General features: G+C 70.1%; 21 protein-coding genes and 2 tRNA genes. 16 read left to right on the forward strand and 7 right to left on the reverse strand.

The window, feature by feature from the left end; translation table 11 throughout:
* Positions 1–199: 199 nt before the first annotated feature.
* Entirely contained in the window at positions 200–889 is a 690-nt protein-coding gene (locus tag ACK4SC_RS00440) for a DsbA family protein (RefSeq protein ID WP_409613723.1), read from the forward strand.
* Positions 890–1216: 327 nt separating this feature from the next.
* Here ACK4SC_RS00440 and ACK4SC_RS00445 read toward each other — a convergent pair whose 3' ends face one another.
* The gene (locus tag ACK4SC_RS00445) at positions 1217–1693 is read right to left on the reverse strand and encodes an aminoacyl-tRNA deacylase (protein ID WP_409613726.1); all 477 of its coding nucleotides are present in this window, start codon (positions 1691–1693) and stop codon (positions 1217–1219) included.
* Between the two features lie 111 nt (positions 1694–1804).
* Between ACK4SC_RS00445 and dusB the strand changes: the two genes are divergently transcribed.
* From dusB to ACK4SC_RS00490, 9 genes are all read left to right on the forward strand, one after another.
* Positions 1805–2962 (forward strand): tRNA dihydrouridine synthase DusB, encoded by a 1158-nt coding sequence (gene dusB, locus ACK4SC_RS00450; protein WP_409613729.1) that lies wholly within the window; start codon positions 1805–1807, stop codon positions 2960–2962.
* A 3-nt stretch (positions 2963–2965) separates the two neighbouring features.
* Positions 2966–4312, forward strand: a complete 1347-nt coding sequence (locus ACK4SC_RS00455) for a deoxyguanosinetriphosphate triphosphohydrolase (RefSeq protein ID WP_409613731.1) — start codon at positions 2966–2968, stop codon at positions 4310–4312.
* A 19-nt stretch (positions 4313–4331) separates the two neighbouring features.
* Positions 4332–6308 carry a DNA primase gene (dnaG, locus tag ACK4SC_RS00460; protein ID WP_409613734.1) on the forward strand — a complete coding sequence of 659 codons (1977 nt, stop codon included), beginning with the start codon at positions 4332–4334 and terminating at the stop codon, positions 6306–6308.
* 80 nt (positions 6309–6388) lie between these two features.
* On the forward strand, positions 6389–7201 hold the full coding sequence (locus ACK4SC_RS00465) for an ATP-binding cassette domain-containing protein (protein WP_409613737.1): 813 nt from the start codon (positions 6389–6391) through the stop codon (positions 7199–7201).
* Between the two features lie 9 nt (positions 7202–7210).
* The gene (locus tag ACK4SC_RS00470; protein ID WP_409613740.1) at positions 7211–8254 is read left to right on the forward strand and encodes an NAD(P)-dependent oxidoreductase; all 1044 of its coding nucleotides are present in this window, start codon (positions 7211–7213) and stop codon (positions 8252–8254) included.
* Positions 8255–8330: 76 nt separating this feature from the next.
* Positions 8331–8406: transfer RNA gene (locus tag ACK4SC_RS00475), tRNA-Asn, on the forward strand.
* A 52-nt stretch (positions 8407–8458) separates the two neighbouring features.
* On the forward strand, positions 8459–9346 hold the full coding sequence (locus ACK4SC_RS00480; RefSeq protein ID WP_409613743.1) for a sensor histidine kinase: 888 nt from the start codon (positions 8459–8461) through the stop codon (positions 9344–9346).
* Complete coding sequence (locus tag ACK4SC_RS00485) at positions 9346–10068, forward strand: AzlC family ABC transporter permease (protein ID WP_409613746.1); 723 nt, start codon at positions 9346–9348, stop codon at positions 10066–10068. The genes ACK4SC_RS00480 and ACK4SC_RS00485 overlap by 1 nt, the downstream gene beginning before the upstream one ends.
* On the forward strand, positions 10065–10379 hold the full coding sequence (locus ACK4SC_RS00490; RefSeq protein WP_409613749.1) for an AzlD domain-containing protein: 315 nt from the start codon (positions 10065–10067) through the stop codon (positions 10377–10379). Before ACK4SC_RS00485 ends, ACK4SC_RS00490 begins: the two co-directional genes overlap by 4 nt.
* A gap of 18 nt (positions 10380–10397) precedes the next feature.
* Here the strand turns inward: ACK4SC_RS00490 and def are convergent, their stop codons facing one another.
* Positions 10398–10964 (reverse strand): peptide deformylase, encoded by a 567-nt coding sequence (gene def / locus ACK4SC_RS00495; protein ID WP_409613752.1) that lies wholly within the window; start codon positions 10962–10964, stop codon positions 10398–10400.
* Between the two features lie 52 nt (positions 10965–11016).
* Here def and ACK4SC_RS00500 point away from each other — a divergent pair, with 52 nt between their 5' ends.
* The 6 genes from ACK4SC_RS00500 to ACK4SC_RS00525 all read left to right on the forward strand — a co-directional run bounded on the left by ACK4SC_RS00500 (position 11017) and on the right by ACK4SC_RS00525 (position 15721).
* A complete protein-coding gene (locus ACK4SC_RS00500; protein WP_409613755.1) occupies positions 11017–11934 on the forward strand; it encodes a DMT family transporter in 918 nt (305 codons plus the stop codon).
* 82 nt (positions 11935–12016) lie between these two features.
* On the forward strand, positions 12017–13276 hold the full coding sequence (locus tag ACK4SC_RS00505; protein WP_409613758.1) for a glycosyltransferase: 1260 nt from the start codon (positions 12017–12019) through the stop codon (positions 13274–13276).
* 27 nt (positions 13277–13303) lie between these two features.
* Positions 13304–13377: transfer RNA gene (locus ACK4SC_RS00510), tRNA-Ile, on the forward strand.
* Between the two features lie 30 nt (positions 13378–13407).
* Positions 13408–14175 (forward strand): hypothetical protein, encoded by a 768-nt coding sequence (locus tag ACK4SC_RS00515; protein WP_409613761.1) that lies wholly within the window; start codon positions 13408–13410, stop codon positions 14173–14175.
* Between the two features lie 53 nt (positions 14176–14228).
* A complete protein-coding gene (locus ACK4SC_RS00520) occupies positions 14229–15056 on the forward strand; it encodes a DUF1684 domain-containing protein (RefSeq protein WP_409613765.1) in 828 nt (275 codons plus the stop codon).
* 146 nt (positions 15057–15202) lie between these two features.
* The gene (locus tag ACK4SC_RS00525; RefSeq protein ID WP_409613768.1) at positions 15203–15721 is read left to right on the forward strand and encodes a DUF3145 domain-containing protein; all 519 of its coding nucleotides are present in this window, start codon (positions 15203–15205) and stop codon (positions 15719–15721) included.
* A 120-nt stretch (positions 15722–15841) separates the two neighbouring features.
* Here the strand turns inward: ACK4SC_RS00525 and ACK4SC_RS00530 are convergent, their stop codons facing one another.
* The 5 genes from ACK4SC_RS00530 to ACK4SC_RS00550 all read right to left on the reverse strand — a co-directional run bounded on the left by ACK4SC_RS00530 (position 15842) and on the right by ACK4SC_RS00550 (position 20670).
* Positions 15842–17080, reverse strand: a complete 1239-nt coding sequence (locus ACK4SC_RS00530) for a beta-ketoacyl-[acyl-carrier-protein] synthase family protein (RefSeq protein ID WP_409613771.1) — start codon at positions 17078–17080, stop codon at positions 15842–15844.
* A 93-nt stretch (positions 17081–17173) separates the two neighbouring features.
* Positions 17174–17422, reverse strand: coding sequence for an acyl carrier protein (locus ACK4SC_RS00535; RefSeq protein ID WP_096421745.1), 249 nt, complete (start codon positions 17420–17422; stop codon positions 17174–17176).
* Positions 17423–17497: 75 nt separating this feature from the next.
* Positions 17498–18502: a beta-ketoacyl-ACP synthase III gene (locus tag ACK4SC_RS00540; RefSeq protein WP_409613774.1), complete on the reverse strand. Its 1005-nt coding sequence runs from the start codon at positions 18500–18502 to the stop codon at positions 17498–17500.
* Positions 18499–19413 carry an ACP S-malonyltransferase gene (locus tag ACK4SC_RS00545; RefSeq protein WP_409613777.1) on the reverse strand — a complete coding sequence of 305 codons (915 nt, stop codon included), beginning with the start codon at positions 19411–19413 and terminating at the stop codon, positions 18499–18501. The genes ACK4SC_RS00540 and ACK4SC_RS00545 overlap by 4 nt, the downstream gene beginning before the upstream one ends.
* An 84-nt stretch (positions 19414–19497) precedes the next feature.
* Entirely contained in the window at positions 19498–20670 is a 1173-nt protein-coding gene (locus tag ACK4SC_RS00550; RefSeq protein WP_409614308.1) for a PucR family transcriptional regulator, read from the reverse strand.
* Positions 20671–20708 lie beyond the last annotated feature (38 nt).

Below are 20708 nucleotides of genomic sequence, written 5' to 3' on the forward strand. Positions count from 1 at the left end.
ACGCGGCGTCCCGCTCCCACCCCCTTCCGCCCCACACGTCGACAACTCAGGACAACGGCGGCGGTATCGGCGCCTCACACGCGCGAACCCGCGTGCATCCAGCCCTCGCCCGCGTCCGCGGGCGCGATTGTCCTGAGTTGTTGACATGCCGCGAGGGGGTGTAGCGGAATAGCGACAGACTGCGCGCGTTGACACCAGGGTGAGCACGGTAGTTGACGTTCAGATCTGGTCAGATGTGCAGTGCCCCTGGTGCTACATCGGCAAACGGAAGTTCGAGCGTGCGGTCGAGCACTTTCGTGCGCAGGGCGGCGATGTGACCGTCACGTACCGCAGCTTCGAACTCGCGCCCGACACGCCCGTCGACTTCGAGGGAACCCCGATCGACTACCTCAGCGAGCGCAAGGGCATCAGCCCCGAGCAGGCACAGCAGATGATCGACAGGGTGTCCCAGATCGCAGCGTCGGTGGGGCTCGAGTATCACTACGACCAGATCCACCAGACGAACACGGTTCTTGCCCACGAGTTGCTCCACTTCGCGAAGAGCCACGGCAAGCAAGCCGACCTCAAGGAGCGACTGCTTCGCGCATACTTCACGGAAGGTCGCCACATCGGCCGAGCTGACGAGCTAGCCACGCTCGCCGCGGAGGTGGGTCTTGATCGTGAAGCGGCATTGGCCGCCCTGTCAGCGCATACGTATCTGCCCCAGGTGAAGGAGGACATGGCGCAGGCGGTTGCCTACGGCATTCAGGGCGTTCCGTTCTTTGTGCTCGACGGCAAGTTCGGCATTTCCGGCGCCCAAGAAACCGAGTCATTCCTCGCGGCGCTCCGGCAGGCCGCGTCGGAGCGCGCGACCGAGGGTGGCGCCGACGCTCACGAGGGCCACTCGTGACGACTCATGCAGCCGGCACCGGGAAGTTCACGATGCTCGGCAGCCAGAACGCTGCCGCCTGCGAAGGCGATGCGTGTGTGCTTCCGACGCCGGAGCAGTCACCCCCACCGACCGCTGTCGCGTCAACAATTCAGGACTAACGCGGGGCGGGGGTGCCCCCAGCCCCGGGTTTCGCCCGTGAGCATCGACGACACCGCTCGCTAGTCCTGAATTGTTGACAGCGTCGCCGCGGTTGTGGCGACGGCGTGGGGGAGAGCGGGTGCCGCGGCGGGGAGAGCGCCCGGCGCCCGGCGCGCGGCGGGGTGAGCGCGCGCGGGCCGCGGCGCGCTACTCCGGGTCGCTGATGTCGGCGACGGTGGCGTCGAGGGCGGCGAGCAGCGGTTCGGCGTCGGTGAGCAGGCTATGGCCCGGGCGCCCCGCGCCGAGCGCCACTCGCCCGGAGATCGTGATGTCGGCGATGACGGGCCAGGCCGTGGTCGAGCCGAGGGGCACGATCGTTCCGCGCTCGAATCCAGTCGCGGCAAGCGCCTGTTCGGGGCGTGGCAACTGCACCTTGTTGACGCCGAGCAGCGCCCGCACTTTGGGCCACGACAGCGCCCGCCCGCCGGGCACCAGCGCGAAGACGTAGGTGTCGTCGCTCTTCTTCAGCACGAGCGTTTTGATCACCTGGCTGGGCGCAACGCCCACGTTCGCGGCGGCCTCCTCGAGCGTGCGCGCGTCACCGCGTTCGACGATGTCGACGCTGAGCCCGAGGGCGGCAACGGCCGCGTCGACCCGCTCGGCACCTTCGCTGTGATTGGTCATGCGCTCCTCTTTCACCTCTCACGGGGATGCTCGGTGCAACACCCCGCGCATCGCACCGCATTCCCGCCCCGCACACCTGTCGCCCGCCGCCGGGTGAGACAATGGCCGGGTATGTCGTCTCTCACCGCTCCCGCCCCGCAGCTGAGCATCGGACCTGTCCCGCTCAGCGTGCCGGTCGTGCTCGCACCCATGGCGGGCATCACCAACACGGCGTTCCGGAGGCTGTGTCGAGAGTACGGCGCGGGGCTGTACGTCAGCGAGATGATCACGAGCCGTGCCCTCGTCGAGCGCACACCCGAGAGCCTGCGCCTGATTCGGCACCACGAGAGCGAGACGACCCGCAGCATCCAGCTGTACAGCGTCGATCCGGTGACGGCGGGCGAGGCGGCCCGGTTTTTGGCGGGGGAGGGCCTTGCCGACCACATCGACATGAACTTCGGCTGCCCGGTGCCGAAGGTAACCCGCAAGGGCGGGGGTGCGGCCCTTCCCTGGAAGCTCGGCCACTTCCGCCGCATCGTCGAGGAGACGGTGAAGGCCGCCGGCGACATTCCGGTCACCGTGAAGATGCGTAAGGGTATCGACGCCGATCACCTCACGTACCTGGAGGCGGCGAAGGCGGCGGAGGGCGCGGGCGTTCAGGCGATTGCCTTGCACGCGCGCACGGCCGCCGACTTCTATTCGGGCAACGCCGATTGGGATGCGATCGGCACGCTGAAGCAGACGATCACGAGCGTTCCGGTGCTCGGCAACGGCGACATCTGGAGCGCGGACGACGCGCTGCGCATGGTTGAGCAGACCGGGTGCGACGGCATTGTCGTGGGCCGTGGCTGCCTCGGCCGGCCGTGGCTGTTCGGCGACCTCGCTGCGGCGTTCCGGGGTGAGAAGCGCAAGGCGACTCCGACGCTCGGCGAGGTGGGTGACGCGTTGCGTCGGCACGCCGAGCTACTGGTCGAGTTTTTCGACGGCGACGAGCAGCGTGGCTGCCGCGATATCCGCAAGCACGTCGCCTGGTACTTCAAGGGCTACCCGGTGGGCGGCGAACTGCGCGCCCGCATGGCCCGCACCGAGAGCCTGCAGCACCTCGACGACATGCTCGGCGAGCTCGACCGTGACGAGCCGTACCCCGGCGAGGCGGCCGAGGGTCAGCGGGGCCGCGCGGGCACGCCGAAGAAGCCCGCCCTGCCCGATCGCTGGCTCGAGAGCCGCGAGCTGTCTGACGCGGGCCGCGCCGAGGTGTCCGCCGCCGAACTGCACAACAGCGGCGGCTAGGCGATGACTGATCACCTCTCCGCCGCGTCCCCGGCACGGGATGCGCGTCCCGATTCGCTGACGGGCCTCGCCCCGGTCTCGCCCGCGTCCGCCCCGCGGTCCTACGACGCTCATGACACCGAGCGCCGTCACCCCGAGCAGCATTCGACGAACCGCGCCCACTTCGCTCGCGACCGCGCGCGCCTGCTGCATTCGAGCGCCCTGCGGCGGCTGAGCGCGAAGACGCAGGTTCTGAGTCCGACGGCGGGCGTCGATTTCGCCCGCAACCGCCTGACGCACTCGCTCGAGGTAGCGCAGGTGGGTCGCGAGCTTGCCGCGGCGCTGGGCCTGGCCCCGGATGTCGTCGACACCGCCTGTCTCGCCCACGACCTCGGCCACCCGCCGTTCGGCCACAACGGCGAGGGCGCGCTGAACGCGTGGGCGCGTGACATCGGGGGGTTCGAGGGCAACGCGCAGACGCTCCGCCTGCTGACACGGCTTGAGCCGAAGGTGATGGGTGCTGACGGTCAGAGCTACGGCCTGAATTTGACCCGGGCGAGCGTGGACGCGAGCTGCAAGTATCCGTGGCCGCTCGCGAACGCAGTCGATGACCCCGGCGGTCGCCGCAAGTTCGGCGTCTACGCCGATGATCGTGAGGCGTTTGACTGGATGCGCGAGGGCGCGCCGGCGGGCGTTCCGAGCATCGAGGCGCAGGTCATGGATCTGTCGGACGACATTGCGTATTCCGTTCACGACTTCGAAGACGCGATCGTGGGCGGGTCGATTGATCCGCGCATCCTCACCAGCGCCGACGACCACGAGGCGCTCGTCGCGGGCGTGTTGCGCTGGATGGGCGACGAACTGACCGAGAGCGACGTTCGCGCCGCCTTCACCCGGCTGGAGCGGCTCGAGACCTGGATCACAACGTGGTCGGGTTCCCGTGCCGACCTGGCGGGCCTCAAGAACCTCACGAGCCGACTGATCGGCCGGTTCGCTCACGACGCCGTGCACGCGACGCGGCACGCCTACCCGCAGTCGTCGCTCGTGCGCTATCACGCACACGTCGTGGTGCCGTTGCACACCCGCGCCGAGATTGGCGTGCTGAAGGGCATCGTCGGCACGCTGGTCATGGCCAACGACGAGCGTCAGCCGCTGTACGCCCGACAGCGGGCGCTGCTCACCGACCTTGCCGACGCGGTGTGGGCGGCGGGCCCTCAGGCGCTTGCCCCGGTCTTCCAAGCCGACTTCGCCGAGGCCTCCGACGACGACGCGCGCCGCCGCGTCGTCGTCGACCAGGTTGCCTCCCTCACCGATCAGTCGGCACTGGCCTGGCACGAGCGCTGGGTCGAGGGTCACCGAGCGCCCGCCTGATCGCACCTAGAATCGGCCTGTGGCCGGCCGCATCCGACGAAGTGACATCGACGAGGTGCGCTCCCGCGTCAACATTGCCGACATTGTGGGCGACTACGTCACGCTGAAAAGCGCGGGCGTGGGCTCGATGAAGGGCTTGTGCCCGTTCCACGACGAGCGCAGCCCGAGCTTCCACGTGCGCCCCCAGGTCGGCTTCTATCACTGCTTCGGCTGCGGCGAGGGCGGCGACGTCTTCACGTTCTTGCAGAAGATGGATCACATGACCTTCGCCGAGTCGGTCGAGCGACTCGCGGCGCGCATCGGGTACACACTGACCTACGAAGACGGCGGTCCGGCGGTCGATCAGGGCAACCGCCGCCGCCTGCTGGCGGCGAACGAGGCGGCCGAACAGTTCTTCCGGTCTCAGCTTGCGACGCCGGAGGCCGAGCCCGCGCGACGCTTCCTGGGCGAGCGAGGCTTCGACGCGGCCGCCGCCGAGCGGTTCGGGGTGGGCTACGCACCGAACGCGTACGACGCGGTCGGATCCCACCTGCGCGCTCGGGGCTTCACGCCCGACGAGATCGTCGCCGCGGGGCTGCAGGGCCAGGGTGACCGCAGCCCGTACGACCGGTTCCGTGGCCGCCTCATCTGGCCGATCCGCGACACGACGGGTGCGACGCTCGGCTTCGGCGCGCGTCGCCTGCTGGAGTCGGACACCGGCCCGAAGTACTTGAACACGCCCGAGACGGCCGTGTATCACAAGGCGAAGGTGCTGTACGGGCTCGACCTCGCCAAGCGCGACATCGCGCGCGGCAAGCAGACCGTCGTCGTCGAGGGCTACACCGACGTCATGGCCTGTCACCTCGCGGGTGTCACGACCGCCGTCGCGACGTGTGGCACGGCGTTCGGCGGCGACCACATCACGATGATCCGCCGCGTCATGGGCGACACCGACAACGCCGACACGACGCAGCTCGGCGAGGTGATCTTCACGTTCGACCCCGACGAGGCGGGTCAGAAGGCGGCCAGTCGCGCCTTCGCCGACGAGCAGCGCTTCGCGGCGCAGACGTTCGTCGCGGTCGCCCCCGACGGGCTCGATCCGTGCGATCTGCGGCTCGAGCGTGGCGACGAGGCGGTGCGGCAGCTGGTCAGCACGCGCCGCCCGATGTTCGAGTTCATGATCCGCCGCCAGCTCGACCAGTTCGACCTGGAGACCGTGGAGGGGCGGGTCGCCGCGGTGCGCGCGGCCGCTCCCGTCGTGGCACGCATTCGCGACCGGGCGCTGAGCTCCGGTTACGTGCGCCAGGTCGCCGGGTGGATCGGCGTCGATACCGCCGACGTGCAGCGGGCCGTGTCGGCCGCCTCGCGCACCGCTCCGGCAGCGGATGCACGGGGTCGCGACGCGCGCACCGCTCCGGCCGCGTCCGGTCCCGCCGGGCAACCCGGTGTGGGCCGGCCCGGCGACGCGCCGCCGCCGGCGGCGGGCGCCGCCCCGTCGCGCCCGGGGGAGTCCGCAGCGGGCGGGGTTCCTGCGGCCCCGGCGATCGGGCTCGCGCAGTTGCCGAACGATCCGGTGACCCGGCTGGAACGGGAGCTGCTGATGGCGCTCCTGCAGCATCCCGAAGACGTTCCGCGTGACCGGGCGCAGCGGGCTCTCGCCACCGCCTTCAGCCAGCCGGCGCTCGCGACGGTGCGCGACGCCCTGATCGCCGCGTTCGAGCACTACGGCACGGCGCACTGGGCGCGGATGGTTTCGGAGGAGGCGCCGGCGGCCTTTGCTCCGCTCGTGACCCAGTTGGCGATCGCGCCGCTGCCGGTGCGCGATGACCACGTCGCTGAATACTGCGCCGGCATCACGACGTCGCTGATCGAGCGCGATCTCTTGCGCCGGAAGGCCGAGCTGCTCGGGGCCCTGCAACGCACCGACCAGACCGCCGACCCGGCCCGCTACCGCGAGCTGCAGACCCAGTTGATGGCCATCGAGGGGGAGCGACGTCGCATGCGCGGCGACCTGTGATGAGTGTTCATCACGCTCGCGTGCTTCCCCACTAGACTCGCGCAGACCCGTCGTCGACGGGAAAAAGGGGGAGTCGCTCGATGTCCACACCCGCGGTGTCCGCGCGCGACCTGAGCCTGCGCTTTCCCGGCATCGACGGGGCGTCTGCGGTGTCGGCGGTGCGCGGCGTGAGCCTCGACATCGCCCCAGGTGAGACGCTCGCCATCCTCGGCGAAGCGGGCAGCGGCAAGAGCGCTCTCGCACGGGCTGTCGCCGGCCTGACCGACCGCACCATCGAGCGCGGCCCCCGCATTGTGGGAGGCTCGCTCACCGTGCTCGGCATCGACGTGCGCGGGTTGCGGCGGCGCGACGACAACGAGCTCGCGCTGCGCGTGGGCTACGTTCCGCAAGACGCGGGAACGGCGCTCGATCCGCACCTCACCGCCGGCGAGAACGTCGCCTACCCGCTCTATCAGCGCACCCCGAAGCTCGATCGCGTGGTCGCCGGGGGCATCGTCGCCGAGGCGATCGACGCCATGCACCTGACCCTCGCGACGATCCCGAAGTACCCGCACGAACTCAGCCGCGGGCAGCGTCAGCGCGTGGCCATCGCGCGCGCCCTCGTGCTCGAACCCGAGCTTCTCGTGACTGACGAGGCGACGAGCGGGGTCGACGCCACGGTGCGCTCGACGATCCTCGACCATCTCGCCGAAGTGCAGCGCAACCGCGGTTTCGCCGCCCTCGTCGTCTCCAGCGAGATCGGCGAGGTGCGCCGCCTGACGACTCGGCTCGCGGTCATGCACGCTGGCCGTTTCGTGGGTTACGGCACCATCGACGAGGTGCTCGAGACCGGCATGCACCCGTACGTGCGCGAACTGGCGGCGCTCGGGCGTCGAAAGCCGGTGGCCGTCTAGCCTGGGCGTATGCCCGCTGCCGACGCCTCACCGTCCCGCTACGACGTACGTCCACCCGACAACGCTCCCGCGGTGGCTCAGCACAGAGACCCCCTCTCGGGCCACGCAACCGCCCCGCCGCGCCCCATCACGCCCGGGCCGATCGCGGTGCTGCCCGAGGCGCACGCGCTCTTCGTCACGGCCGTGCAGCGGGCCGGCGGTGAGGTCGCACCACTCAGCGCCGACACGCGAGGGCTGCTCTGGCTGAGCGCCGGCCGCGCCGACGAACTCGACCAGATCCTCACCGATTATCCGTCGATCGAGTGGGTGCAACTTCCGTGGGCGGGCGTGGATGCCTTCCGCGACGTCCTGCGCGCCCACGCCGACGGCCCGGTCTTCACGAGCGCCAAGGGGGCATACGCCGAACCGGTCGCCGAACACGCGCTCGCGCTCGCGCACGCCACCCTGCGCGAGTTTGCGCCGAAGGCCCGCGCCGCGCGCTGGGCCCAGCAGCGCACGGGCCGATCCCTGTACGGGCTCGCGGTCACGATCGTCGGCGCCGGGGGTATTGCCGCCGAGCTTCTTCGCCTGCTGGCGCCCTGGCGGTGCGAGGTGACCGTGGTGCGTCGCAGCGCCGATCCGCTGCCCGGCGCGACCCGCACGGTGCCGGTCGCCGAGCTCGACGCGGTGCTTCCGACGACCGATGTGCTGATCCTCGCCGCCGCGTCGACGGAGGGCACGCGGCACCTCATGGACGCGCGGCGTCTGGCGCTGTTGCCGCACAATGCCGTGCTCGTCAACATCGCGCGGGGGCCACTGGTCGACACCGACGCTCTGACCGAGGCCCTGGCGTCCGGGAACCTGCTGGGCGCGGGGCTCGATGTCACCGATCCCGAGCCGCTGCCCGACGATCATCCGCTGTTCGCCGAGCCCCGCTGCCTGATCACCTCGCACTCGGCCGACACCGCCGAGATGACCGCTCCGCTTCTGGCCGGCCGCGTTGACGAGAACGTTCGCGGCTTCCTCGCGGGCACGGGCCTTGTCGGCATCGTCGACCCGCGGGCGGGGTACTGACCGGCGCCGTGAGCGTCGTGCGTGGTCGGAACCCGCGCGCGATTTCTGGTACCGTAGAGCCCGCTGTTCACAGCGATCCTCGATAGCTCAATTGGCAGAGCAGCCGGCTGTTAACCGGCAGGTTCTTGGTTCGAGTCCAAGTCGGGGAGCCACACACCCCCTGCACTGATCGCGGCGCGTCCGGTCCCGTGAAGGAGCCCATCCGTGAGTGACGTCGCATCGAGCATCCTCGTGGCGGTCGCCGTCGCGGCGACGATCGGGATGCTCGTCGCAGTCGCCGTCGCGACCGTCGCCTCCTCGAGGCTGCGCCAGCACCGCGCCGCCGCCCAAGAGACCGCAGATCGGGCCCGCGAGCTCGAGATCGCCCTGGGCGAGCAGAGCGCCCGGCTGCGCCTCATCCGCGAACAGCACGACATCGCGGCCCACCGCATGTCGGGCGTTGTTCAGCTGGCTGAGGGCGCGAGTTCGGCGGCCACCCGGGATCCGGGTATCGCCGCGCGCGCGGCCGACCAGATCGCAGCGAGCGCCCGCACCACCCTCGCCGAGCTGCGTCGCGTCGTGACCGCGACGACCGACGCCGAGCAGCTGGCGGCCGCCCGGCCCGCACTCGAGGCGCTCGACGGGCTGTTTGACGCGATGCGGGCGCGCGGGATCGTGGTGACCGTGTCCGAGCTGGGCGACCGTTTTCCCGTCGCCGAGGGTGCGGGACTCGCCCTGTACCGCATCCTCGAGGAGGCGCTCGCGAATGCCGCGCAGTACGGCGGTGAGGGCACCGAGGTGCGGGTCGGTCTGACCTGGTCTGACCAGGGGTTGCACGTGCGTGTCGACGACGATGGCATTCGCGCGCAGGCGCGACGCGAGGGCCTCACGCCCGACGAGCTCGCCGCTCGCGGCTACACGATCGACGACGACCTCGCGGCCCTCACCGACCGGGTGACGGGCACGGGCCTCGGGGCGATGCGCGCCCGCGCCGAGCTGTTCGGCGGCGTGGTGAGTGCGCAGACGGTCCCGGGCGTCGGGTTCTCCGTGTCGGTTGTGTTCCCGGCCCTGCGATTCCACAACGCCGTGCACGGCGTGAACGTGCGCCGCTGATGGTCAGCACGTCGCACGCAGAGCCGCTCGAGGAGGCCGCCGCCCGCGCGGAGGCGCTGCGCGCTTCCATCGCCGTGGGGCTCGCCGTTGCGGCGTACGGGATCTCGTTCGGTGCTCTCGCCGTCGCCTCCGGCCTCACGGTCTGGCAGGCCTGCGTGCTGAGCCTCGTCATGTTCTCGGGCGGGTCGCAGTTCGCCCTCATTGGCGTCGTCGCGGCCGGGGGAGTGGCCGGCGGGCCCGCCGGGCCCGCCGCGATCGCCGGCGCCACCCTGCTGGGTCTGCGCAATGGTCTCTACGCGATCCGGGTGTCGCCGATCGTCGGGCCCGGGTTCGCCAAGCGCCTGGTCGCCGGCCACCTCACGATCGACGAGTCGACCGCGGTCGCGACCGCGCAGACGGTTCCGAGCGCCCAGCGCGTCGGTTTCTGGGCGACGGGAGCCATCATCTACGTCGGCTGGAACCTCATGACGCTGCTCGGGGCGCTGCTCGGCAACCTGCTCGGCGACGTGAGCGCGTACGGGCTCGATGCCGCCGCAGCGGCCGCGTTCCTCGGCCTGCTGTGGCCGCGGTTGAAGAGCCTGCAACCGGTGAGCGTCGCCGTCGGTGCCGCGGTCGTGGCCATCGTGCTGATTCCCGTGGTTCCTCCCGGCATTCCGGTGCTCGCGGCGGCACTCGTGGGGGTCGTCGTCGGCATCATCGCCGCCCGGAGGGAGCGCGCATGACCCTCTGGCAGATCATCCTGCTCGCCTCGATCGCGGTGCTGGCGATCAAGCTGCTCGGCTACCTGGTGCCGCCCCGCGTGCTCGAGAAGCCCGCGGCGGCCCGCACCGCAGAACTCGTCACGGTCGCGCTGTTGGCCGCCCTCATTGTCGTACAGACCGTGGGGGCCGGACAGGGGCTCGCCCTGGATGCACGCCTCCCGGCCATCGGCGTCGCCGCCGGCCTGTTTGCGATGCGCGTGCCGTTCATCCTCGTCATCATTGCCGCCGCCGCGACGGCCGCGGCGCTGCGCGCGCTCGGCTGGGCCGCCTAAGCGGCCCCGACCGTTCGCTCAGTCTTCGAGGCGGTCGATTCCGGGCGTCCAGCTGTGCCCGGGCCCACCCCACGAGTTGCGCTTGATCGCCTTGGCCGCGAGCTTGCCGTGCGGGTGCCCGAGCCGGTCGACGTAGAGCACCCCGTCGAGGTGGTCGTACTCGTGCTGGAAGATGCGGGCAAGCCACCCGTCGGCTTCGATCTCGAACGGCTCACCGTCGAGCCCCGTCGCGCGCAGGAGAGCGCGGTCTGAGCGCATGAGAGGGAACCGCTCGCCCGGAACCGAGAGGCAGCCCTCCGCGTGGTCCCACTCGTCGGGTTCGTCGGTGGGCGGCGGTGAGATCCACAGCTCGGGGTTGATGGCGACGCCGACGTGGTGCACATCGTCGTCGTCGGTCCAGTCCCAGACGAACACGCGGGCGTCGACGCCGACCTGGGGGGCGGCGAGGCCCACGCCGGGCGCCTCGGCCATGGTGTCGCGCATGTCGGCCACCAACTGCTCGAGCGATGCATCGATGGTGGTCACGGGGCTCGCGGGCCGGTGCAGAACGGGGTCGCCAACGATGCGAATCGGGAGGATTGCCACGGCGTCCAGCGTATCGGCGCGCGGGCGGGCTCGTGCTCAGTAGAGTGGCGCGGTGGCGCCCGACGTGACCGACCTGGCAGGCGAGCTCCTGCGCAGCCCGCTCGTCGCTGTGGGCATCCCCCTCGCGCTCGTTGGCGCGGTGTTTCTCTCGCTCGGAGCGCAGTTTCAGAACCGCGGTGTCGAGAAGATCGAGCTCCGCCACGGTGACGGCAGCCGTGCCGGGCTGAGCCGACGGCAGCTGGTGCGCCTTCTCGCGCGGCCTTCGTGGCTGCTGGGGTCCCTTATGCTCGGCGTCGCCGTCGTCTTCCAGCTCGCAAGCCTGGGCTTCGCCCCCCTGATCGTCGTGCAGCCCATCGGAGTGGTCGCGCTCGTCGTGACGGCCGTGGTGAACGCGCGGCTCGCACGCATCCGCCTCGACCGTCGGGCGCAGCGCGCCATCGCTCTGTGCGTCGGCGGCGTCGCGGTGTTTGTGGTCGTTGCAGCCCTCTACGCCGTCGACCGCCTTGTCGACGACCGCCAGCTACTCATCATTCTCGGGATGCTCGGGGCGCTGACCCTGACGCTGGCGATCGTTTTCGCCGTGGTGCGCCGTCGCTCCGGGGCGCTGTTCGCCATCCTGGCCGCCGGCGTGTTGTTCGGCTTCGTCGCCACCCTCGCCAAGGTGGTCATCACCCGCCTGACGACGGGAGGGCTGGACCCGCTGACGGTAATCGCGATCGTCGCGCTGCTCGCCGCCGCCGCGCTCGGCGGCTACTTCGTGCAGACGGCCCATCAGCTCGGTTCGCCCGATCTCGTCATCGCCGGCTTGACGGTGGTTGACCCGATCGTGGCCGTGCTGATTGGCGCATTCGTGCTCGGCGAAGCGGTGCTCATGCCGTGGCCGGCGGTGCTCGTCGGGGTGGCGGCGGGTGCCGTTGCCGTGGTCGGCGTGCGGGAGCTGGCGAAGCACCATCCGCAAACCCATCGGTGAGGCCGGGCCTCAGCTAGGGTTATCGCGGGTCGACACCGTCGACCGCATCCCGACATCCCCCGAGACTGCCAAGGATCCCGCCGTGCCCGACGACCCGCAGTTCCGCGGTTCGAGCGACCGACCGCTGCGCATCCTCATCGGATGCGACACCTTCGGCCCCGACGTCAATGGCGCCGCCAAGTTTGCCGAGCACCTCGCAGCCGGCATGGTCGAGCGCGGCCATGAGGTGCACGTCGTCGCGCCCGGCGCCGAACGCGGCCCCAACGTCACCCGCACCGAAGTGCACGAGGGGCAGAAGATGACCGTGCACCGCCTGCGCTCGTGGCGGTGGCGGCCGCACCCGTGGCTGCGCTACGCCCTGCCGTGGCGCATCGAGCGCAACGCCGCGCGCATCCTCGACACGGTCAAGCCCGACGTCGTGCACTTTCAGTCGCACATCGTCGTGGGCCGCGGGCTGGCGCGCCAGGCGGCGAAACGCGGCATCCGCGTGATCGGCACGAACCACTTCATGCCCGAAAACGCCATGCAGTTCACGCCGTTCATCGGGCCGCTGCACGACATCGTCGTGCGCGCGCTGTGGCGGGCCGCGGGCCGCACCTTCGGGCTCGCCGCAGAGGTCACCACGCCGACGCTCAAGGCCGCGCAGTACTTCGAGAAGTACACCGACCTCGAGAAGGTTCACGCGATCAGCTGCGGGCTGCACGTCGAGAACTACACCGCCGACCTCACGCCGCGCAGCGGCAACGTGGTGCTGTTCCTCGGCCGGGTCGAGGCCGAAAAGCACATCGACGAGCTCCTGCGGGCCGTCGCGCTGCTCGACGAGGCGCTGGGCGTGCGGGTCGAGATCATCGGAGACGGTGAGCAGCGCCAGGCCCTCGAGAAACTGGCCGTCGAGCTAGGACTCGGCGACCGCGTCCACTTTGCCGGGTACGCGACCGACGAATACCTGCGCGAGCAGCTGACCCGAGCATCCGTGTTTGCAATGCCGTCGCGCGCCGAGTTGCAATCGATCGCGACCATGGAGGCCATGGCCTCGGGGCTTCCCGTCGTCGGGGCCAACGCGATGGCGCTGCCGCACCTCATCCACGACGGCGAGAACGGGTTCCTCTACGAGCCCGGCGATGTCGAGGGCTTTGCCGAGCGGCTGCGGCGCATCTTCACGATGTCGCACGAGGAGCGCGTCGCCTTCCAGCGCGACAGCATGAGGATCGTCGCCGGTCACGACATTCGCCGCACGCTCGACACGTTCGAAGATCTCTACCGAGGACGACCCGTCACCGACCCCGTGGTCGACACGGGTGTCATCACGGTAATCGAGCGTGACGCCGAGGCCGCCGGGTAGCATCACTGGCGGCGCCTTCTGCGCCACGGGGCGGTAGCTCAGCTGGTTAGAGCAGTGGACTCATAATCCATCGGTCACGGGTTCAAGTCCCGTCCGCCCTACGGACCACCGTGGTCGACGAGGAGGCCGTCGTGACCCTGCCCGCACCGCCATCCGCTCGATCGGCAGCCCTCGGCGCGGGCGTGCTCGCCGGCCAACTGCTCGTTTCGGTGCTGCTCGTCGTCTCGACCGGCGGACTTCTCGATGTCATGGTCTCGTTCGATCCGCCGCAGGTGAGCCAGGACGGCTCCTTCGCATTCGTTCCGGGAGCGGGGATCTGGTTCTCCGCCGAGGCGGGGATGCTGCCGGTGCTGCTCGTCACGGGGGCTGTCCTCGCGTGGCTCGCTGTCCCCGCCAGTCGTGGTGCACTCTCGGGTCCCGCCGCCTCGACACTCCACTGGGTCGCGGTCTCACAGTCGCTCGGCATCACGATCGTGATCATCGCGGCGCTCAACGGCGTCGATGAGGCCGCCACGATCGTCGCGCTGTACGCGCTCGCCGCCGGCTCCGGGATGCTCGGCTGGCTTTCCGACCGCGCACCCCGTCACGACGGCTCGCGCGGGCACCTGTGGCCATACGCGTTCCTCACGGTGCTCGCCATCGTGCCCTGGGGCGTTGTCGCGCTCGTCCAGGTCACGGGGATCGTCGTCGGAGCGCCGGCAAGCGAGGGCGTTCGAGTGACGACGCTCGTGGTCCTCGCCGTGACCGCGCTGTGGGCCGCCGCCGAGTGGGCGATTGCGCGACCCGCGGGCCTCGCGCGCGATCCGGAGCGCGCTGCGGCGCTGCGCGTCGCGTCCTCGGCCGCGCTCGCGAGCATCCCGGCTGGAGCGGTTGTGGTGCTGGGGGTTCTCGGGGGCTGAGCCTTCCCGCGCGTCGATTGGCGCGCATCCCGCATCGCTTGCAGGATGGACGCATGGCCGACTCCGCCCCCGCACCGACCCCCGCCGAGCGCTACGCGACGTTCCGTGAACGACGGGAACTCGCCGCACGCCAGCCCCAGGGCCCGCTCGCGCTCGTCAACACGCAGTGGGTGGGGGAGGAGCAGACAATCTGGGGCGTACCCGGCACCTGGGCGCCGGCGCCGGAAGGTGGGCTGCTCGTGACAGCGGAGGCCGCCGACGGCATCACCGTCGACGGCGAGCTCGTCGACGGCACCGTGCGGGTGCGCGGCAAGGACGATCCGTCGCCCAGCACCATCCAGTTCGACGAGCACACCACGGGCTTCGTCATCGCCGGCGAAGACGGCCTCTACGCCCTTCGGGTGTGGGATGCCCACAGCGAGGCCATCCAGAACTTTGGCGGAATCGACGCCTACGACTACAACCCCGACTGGGTGGTGACGGGCACCTTCCGCGAGATCGAGGGCGGAACCACCCTTGGCTTCGAACACTTAAAGAGCGACGGTCACACGCGTGATGAGGTCGTGCCGGGGGAGATCCGTTTCACCCACGACGGCGTCGAATACGACATCGCGGCGTTCAAGTCGGGCCGCGCGCTGCAGCTGGTGTTCGCCGACGCGACGAACGGTGACGACACGTACTCGGTCGGCCGATTCCTGTTCATGGCGCCGAACCCCGACGGCACGATCACGCTCGACTTCAACACCGCGATCCTGCCGCCCTGTGCCTTCAGCTACCACTTCAACTGCCCGCTGCCCCCCAAGCAGAACCGGTTCCCGTTCCGCATCGAGGCGGGGGAGAAAAACGTGCTGGCGACGTCGGGGGAGCTGCTGCACGGCTGACGCCGCGCCGTAAATCACATGCTTGTGATTTCGGGTACGGGTGCGCAATAATTCCCCTGAGGCGCTCTTCGCGCATCCGCAACTGAATACGCCGCGATCCGGCACATTTCTCGAAGGTCGATGGGGAAGTCGCACCTGAAAGAGAAATGGACGGAACAACAGTGGCACACACACTCGCACGCGGAGTGCTATTCGTGCACTCCGCTCCACGCGCGCTCTGCCCCCACATCGAGTGGGCCGCCGGGCGCGCCATCGATCGTGCCGTCAACTTCGACTGGGCCGACCAGCCCGTCCTGAAGGGCACCCAGCGTGCCGAGTTCGTCTGGGAGGGCGAGCGCGGCACCGGCGCCAAGATCGCCAGCGCCCTGCGCGGCTGGGAGCACCTGCGCTACGAGGTCACGGAAGACGCCTCTCCCGGCGCCGACGGTGGCCGCTGGATGCACACCCCCGACCTGGGCGTCTACTACGCCCAGACCGACACCGCAGGCAACACGGTCATCCCTGAAGACCGCGTTCGCTACGCGATGGAGGTCTCTGGCGGTAACGCCATCGAGCTGCAGCGTGAACTGCGTCTCGCCCTCGGGCAGGCGTGGGACGACGAGCTCGAGCCCTTCCGCCACGCCGGCGACGGTTCCCGCGTCGTCTGGCTGCACCGCGCAGGCTGATCCCCCCGATCCCCCCGCCCGCGCACTGTCAACAACTCAGGACTAAAGCCGACGCGGACACCGGGTGACACGCTCCCCGGGCTCGTGAGACGCAGCTAGTCCTGAGTTGTTGACGCGCGCCTACGCGTCGTACGAGCGGAACGCGACCACCGAGTTGTGGCCGCCGAAGCCGAACGAGTTCGAGATCGCAACCTGCGGGCCGTCACCGAGCGGGCGCGGCGAGGTCACGACATCGAGCGGGATGCGCTCATCCTGGTTATCGAGGTTGATCGTCGGCGGTGCGGTGCGCTCGTGCAGCGCGAGAATCGTGAACACCGCTTCCAGGGCGCCGGTTCCACCGAGCAGGTGACCCGTGGATGCTTTGGTCGCCGATACGGGAATCTCGCCGACCCGATCGCCGAAGACCCGCTTCAGCGCCTCGTACTCGGCCACGTCGCCGACCGGCGTGGAGGTCGCGTGTGCGTTGATGTGGGTGACGTCGTCGACGCTCGCGCCCGCCTGCTCGAGCGCGGCGATGACGGCGCGGGCGGCGCCGGATCCTTCCGGGTCGGGTGCCGTGATGTGGTACGAGTCGCTCGTCACCGAGCCGCCGGCCAGTTCGGCGTAGATGCGGGCTCCGCGCGCCAGCGCGTGTTCCTTCGTTTCGAGCACGATCGCGGCGGCACCTTCGCCGAGCACGAAGCCGTCACGGTCGACGTCGTACGGCCGGGAGGCGGCAGCGGGGTCGTCGTTGCGCTTCGACAGGGCCTGCATGGAGGCGAATGCGGCGATCGGCAGTGGGTGAACGACCGACTCGGTTCCGCCCGCGACGACGACGTCGGCGAGGCCGAGCTGCAGGTGCTCGTAGGCGTTGGCGATCGACTCCGTGCCGGAGGCGCAGGCCGAGACGACGGAGCGCGCGCCAGCGCGAGCCCCGAGGTGCATGCTGATCGCGGCCGCGGCGGCGTTCGGCATGAGCATGGGAATGGTCATGGGGAGGACCCGGCGCGGGCCCTTGTCGCGCAGCGTGTCCCACGCGTCGAGGAGGGTCCACAGCCCGCCGATACCGGTCGCGTAGTCGACCAAGATGCGTTCGGGCGCGACCTCGGGGGCTCCCGCGTCGGCCCAGGCCTCCCGGGCCGCGATGAGGGCGAACTGTGATGACGGGTCGAGTCGCTTGACCTCTTGCCGCTCGAGCACCTCGTCGGGGCGGACGAGCGCCTGGGCGGCGAAGGTGACCGGAATCTCGTACTGCTCGACCCAGTCTTCTTCGATCGGTCGGGCGCCCGAGGCGCCGGCGAGCAGGGCGTTCCAGCTGTCGCGGGCGGTGCCGCCGATGGGGCTGGTCGCGCCGATTCCGGTGACGACGATCGTGGTCATGCGAGTTCTCCGGTTGAGATCGGGGGAGGGGAGGCGTCCGTGCGGCGCGGCTGACGCCGCACGGACGCGAGTGCGGCGTCAGCCGCAGCGCGCCTACGCGGAGGCGTTGACGATGAAGGTGACGGCGTCGCCGACGGTGGTCAGGTTCTTGACCTCTTCGTCGGGGATCTTCACGTCGAACTTCTCTTCTGCGTTCACGACGATGGTCATCATCGAGATCGAGTCGATGTCGAGGTCGTCGGTGAACGACTTGTCGAGCGCGACCGAGTCGGTGGCGATGCCGGTCTCGTCGTTGATGAGCTCGGCCAGGCCGGCGAGGACCTCTTCGGTGGACAGTGCCATGAGTGTTATCTCCTTGGGGATGGTGTCGGATGACCGTCCCCCATCCTAGGGCGGGGGTCGGCCCTGGTCAGGGGTTTAGGGCAGGCGCACGACCTGCGCGCCGTACACGAGTCCTGCGCCGAATCCGATCTGCAGGGCGAGTCCGCCGCTGAGCTCGGGGTGCTCGGCGAGCAGCGCGTGGGTGGCGAGGGGAATCGACGCGGCCGACGTGTTGCCGGTGGTGGCGATGTCGCGCGCCACGACGACGTGGTCGGGCAGCTTCAGTTGCTTGGCAAACTCGTCGATGATGCGCATGTTCGCCTGGTGCGGGATGAACGCGGCCAGGTCCTCGGGACGCACGCCGGCAGCATCCAGCGCCTTTTGCGCAACCTTCGCCATCTCCCAGACGGCCCAGCGGAAGACGGTCTGGCCCTCCTGCCGGAGCGTCGGGAACTCGCCGTCCGGGTCGCTCCACGCCTCCTTGAGCGGCCGGTCCATGCCCACCGCGTCCCACTTGGAGCCGTCGGATCCCCAGACCGTGGCGCTGATCCCCGGCTCGTCGGCGGGCCCCACGATGGCCGCTCCGGCGCCGTCTCCCAGCAGGAACGAGATGGTGCGGTCGGTGGGCTTGGCGAAGTCGCTGAGCTTTTCGGCGCCGACGACAAGCACGTAGGTGGCAAGGCCCGCCCGTACGAGTGCATCGGCCTGGGCGATGCCGTAGGTGTACCCGGCGCAGGCGGCCGACACGTCGTAGGCGGCGGCGGGGTTCGCGCCCACGCGCTCTGCCAGCAAGGCGGCGAGGGAGGGCGTCTGGACGGTGTTGGAGATCGTCGAGACGATGACCGCGCCGACCTGACTCGGCTGGATGCCTGCCTTCTCGATGGCCTCACGGGCCGCTGTCTCCGCCAGGTCGACCGCCTCGACGCCGTCGCCCGCGCGCATGCGGGTGATCACACCGGTGCGCTGGCGAATCCACTCATCGCTCGAGTCGATCGGGCCGGCGATGTCGTCGTTGGTGACGGCGTGCTCGCCGCGGGCGGCGCCCAGCGAGAGGATGCGCGTGTACGGCGAGCCGGTTGACGGCGTCAGCGCGGCGCTCATGCGGCGTCCAGCATGTCGATCGCCGCGCTCAGGTCGGCGGGCGTCTTGACGGCGACGGTCGGTACGCCCTTCAGCGCGCGCTTCGCGAGCCCGGTGAGGGCGCCACCGGGAAGCAGCTCGATGATGCCCGTGACGCCGTCGGCGGCGAAGGACTCCATGCAGAGGTCCCACCGCACGGGCGACGAGATCTGGCCGACGAGCAGCGAGACGAAGTCGGCACCGGACGTCACGACACTGCCGTCGCGGTTCGAATACAGGCGGATGCTTGGGTCACTGATCGCGACCCCCTCGGTCGCCTGCCGCACGGCGTCGACGGCGGAGGCCATGTACGAGGTGTGGAACGCGCCGGCGACCTGCAGCGGGATGACGCGCGCACCCGGAATCGGGTCGGCGGCGAATGCCGCGAGGTTGTTCACCTCGCCGGCGACGACCACCTGGCCGCCGCCGTTGACGTTGGCGGGAACGAGTCCGAGCTGCTCGAGTCGCTCCGCGAGCGCCGCGGCGTCGCCGCCGATGACCGCGCTCATGCCGGTGGGCACCTCGGCCGCGGCGGCCGCCATGGCTGTTCCGCGGGCGCCCACCAGCGCCAGCGCGTCTTCATCGCTCAGCACTCCCGCGATCGCGGCAGCGGCGAACTCGCCGACGGAGTGGCCAGCGACCGCACCAACGCGATCCCGCCGACCGGTGAGCAGGGCGCTGGCGCTCAGCAGGCTCGCCGCGACGATGAGCGGCTGAGCGATACGCGTGTCACGAATCGTGTCGGCATCGCTCGTCGTTCCGTGCGCAACGAGGTCGACGCCGATCGACTCACCCAGTGAGCCGAGTCGGTCACGGGTCTGCGCGTCCTCGAGCCACGGCTCGAGGAATCCCGGGGTCTGCGAGCCCTGGCCGGGCGCGACGACGATGATCATGGGTTCCATCCTCCCAAGGTGCGGGGTCGGGGCAGTGGTGGTTGTCTCCAGTGCAGCGGCTACAGCGTTGGTCGATCTCGACAATCAGCGGCGGGGAGCGCCCGGTTCGGCGATGGCGCCGACGATGAGTGCCGTCTGCAAAATGGTCGCCTCTCGAGGGCCGGTCGCATCCCACCCGATCACGTCGCTGATGCGCTTCAGGCGGTAACGCACCGTATTCGGATGCACGAACAACTCGCGCGCGGTCGCTTCGAGACTGCGCCCATTGTCGAGGTACGCCCAGAGGGTTGCGAGCAGCTCGGTGTTGTGCTGCTTGAGCGGCTGGTAGATGCGACTGATCAAGGTGGCGCGCGCGATGGGGTCTCCGGCGAGCGCGCGTTCGGGAAGCAGGTCGTCGGCCAGGGCGGGCCGCGGGGCGTTCCGCCATGCTCGGGCGACCGCGAATCCCGCGAGGGCGGCCTTGGCGCTCTTGCCCGCGTCGACGACGTCGGGCACTTCGGGACCCAGCACGAGGTGTCCCGGGCCGAAGGCCGGCTCGAGCGCTTCGGCGATCTGGGGGAAGGTGAAGCTGCGCTCGCCCGCCTGCTCCTCGCCGCGCGGCAGGGCCCGGCCGATGACGACGACGAGACGGTTGCCCTGCACGCCGATGAGCACATCGGCATCGACGTGGCGAGCGGTGCGGCGCAACTGATCGACGTCGACAATGCGGGGCGCGGTTCCGACGAGCACGCAGACCTCGCCGTGCCCGTTCCAGCCGAGCGCGGCGATGCGGCTCGGCAGTTCGTTGTCGTACTCACCCGAGAGGATCGAGTCGACCACGAGTGCCTCGAGGCGCGCGTCCCACAGTCCACGCGCTTCGGCGGCCCGCGCATAGACGTCGGCCGCAGCGAAGGCGATCTCGCGGCTGTACAGCAGAATCGCCTCGCGCAGACTCGCGTCGCCGCTCGTGAGACGGTCTTCGACGACCTCGACCACCACGCGAATCAGCTGCAGCGTCTGCTGCAGGCTGACCGAGCGCAGCAGCTCACGCGGAGCGGCACCGAACACGTCTGCGGCGATCCACGGCTGCGAGCTGGGGTCGTCGTACCAGCTGATGAACGACGTGATGCCCGCCTGTGCCACGAGGCCCACGGCACTGCGTCGGCTGGGTGGCATGTCGCCGTACCAGGGCAGCGTGTCGTCGAGCCGCTTAAGCGTCTCGGTGGCCAACTCACCCGAGATGTTTCGCAGCCAGGCGAGCGTCTGCGTCTTTGTCATCGCCGCCATGTAGATCCCTCCTTACGAAGGATGCGGTG

The sequence above is a fragment of the Microcella sp. genome, from assembly GCF_046293215.1.
Taxonomy (GTDB): domain Bacteria; phylum Actinomycetota; class Actinomycetes; order Actinomycetales; family Microbacteriaceae; genus Microcella.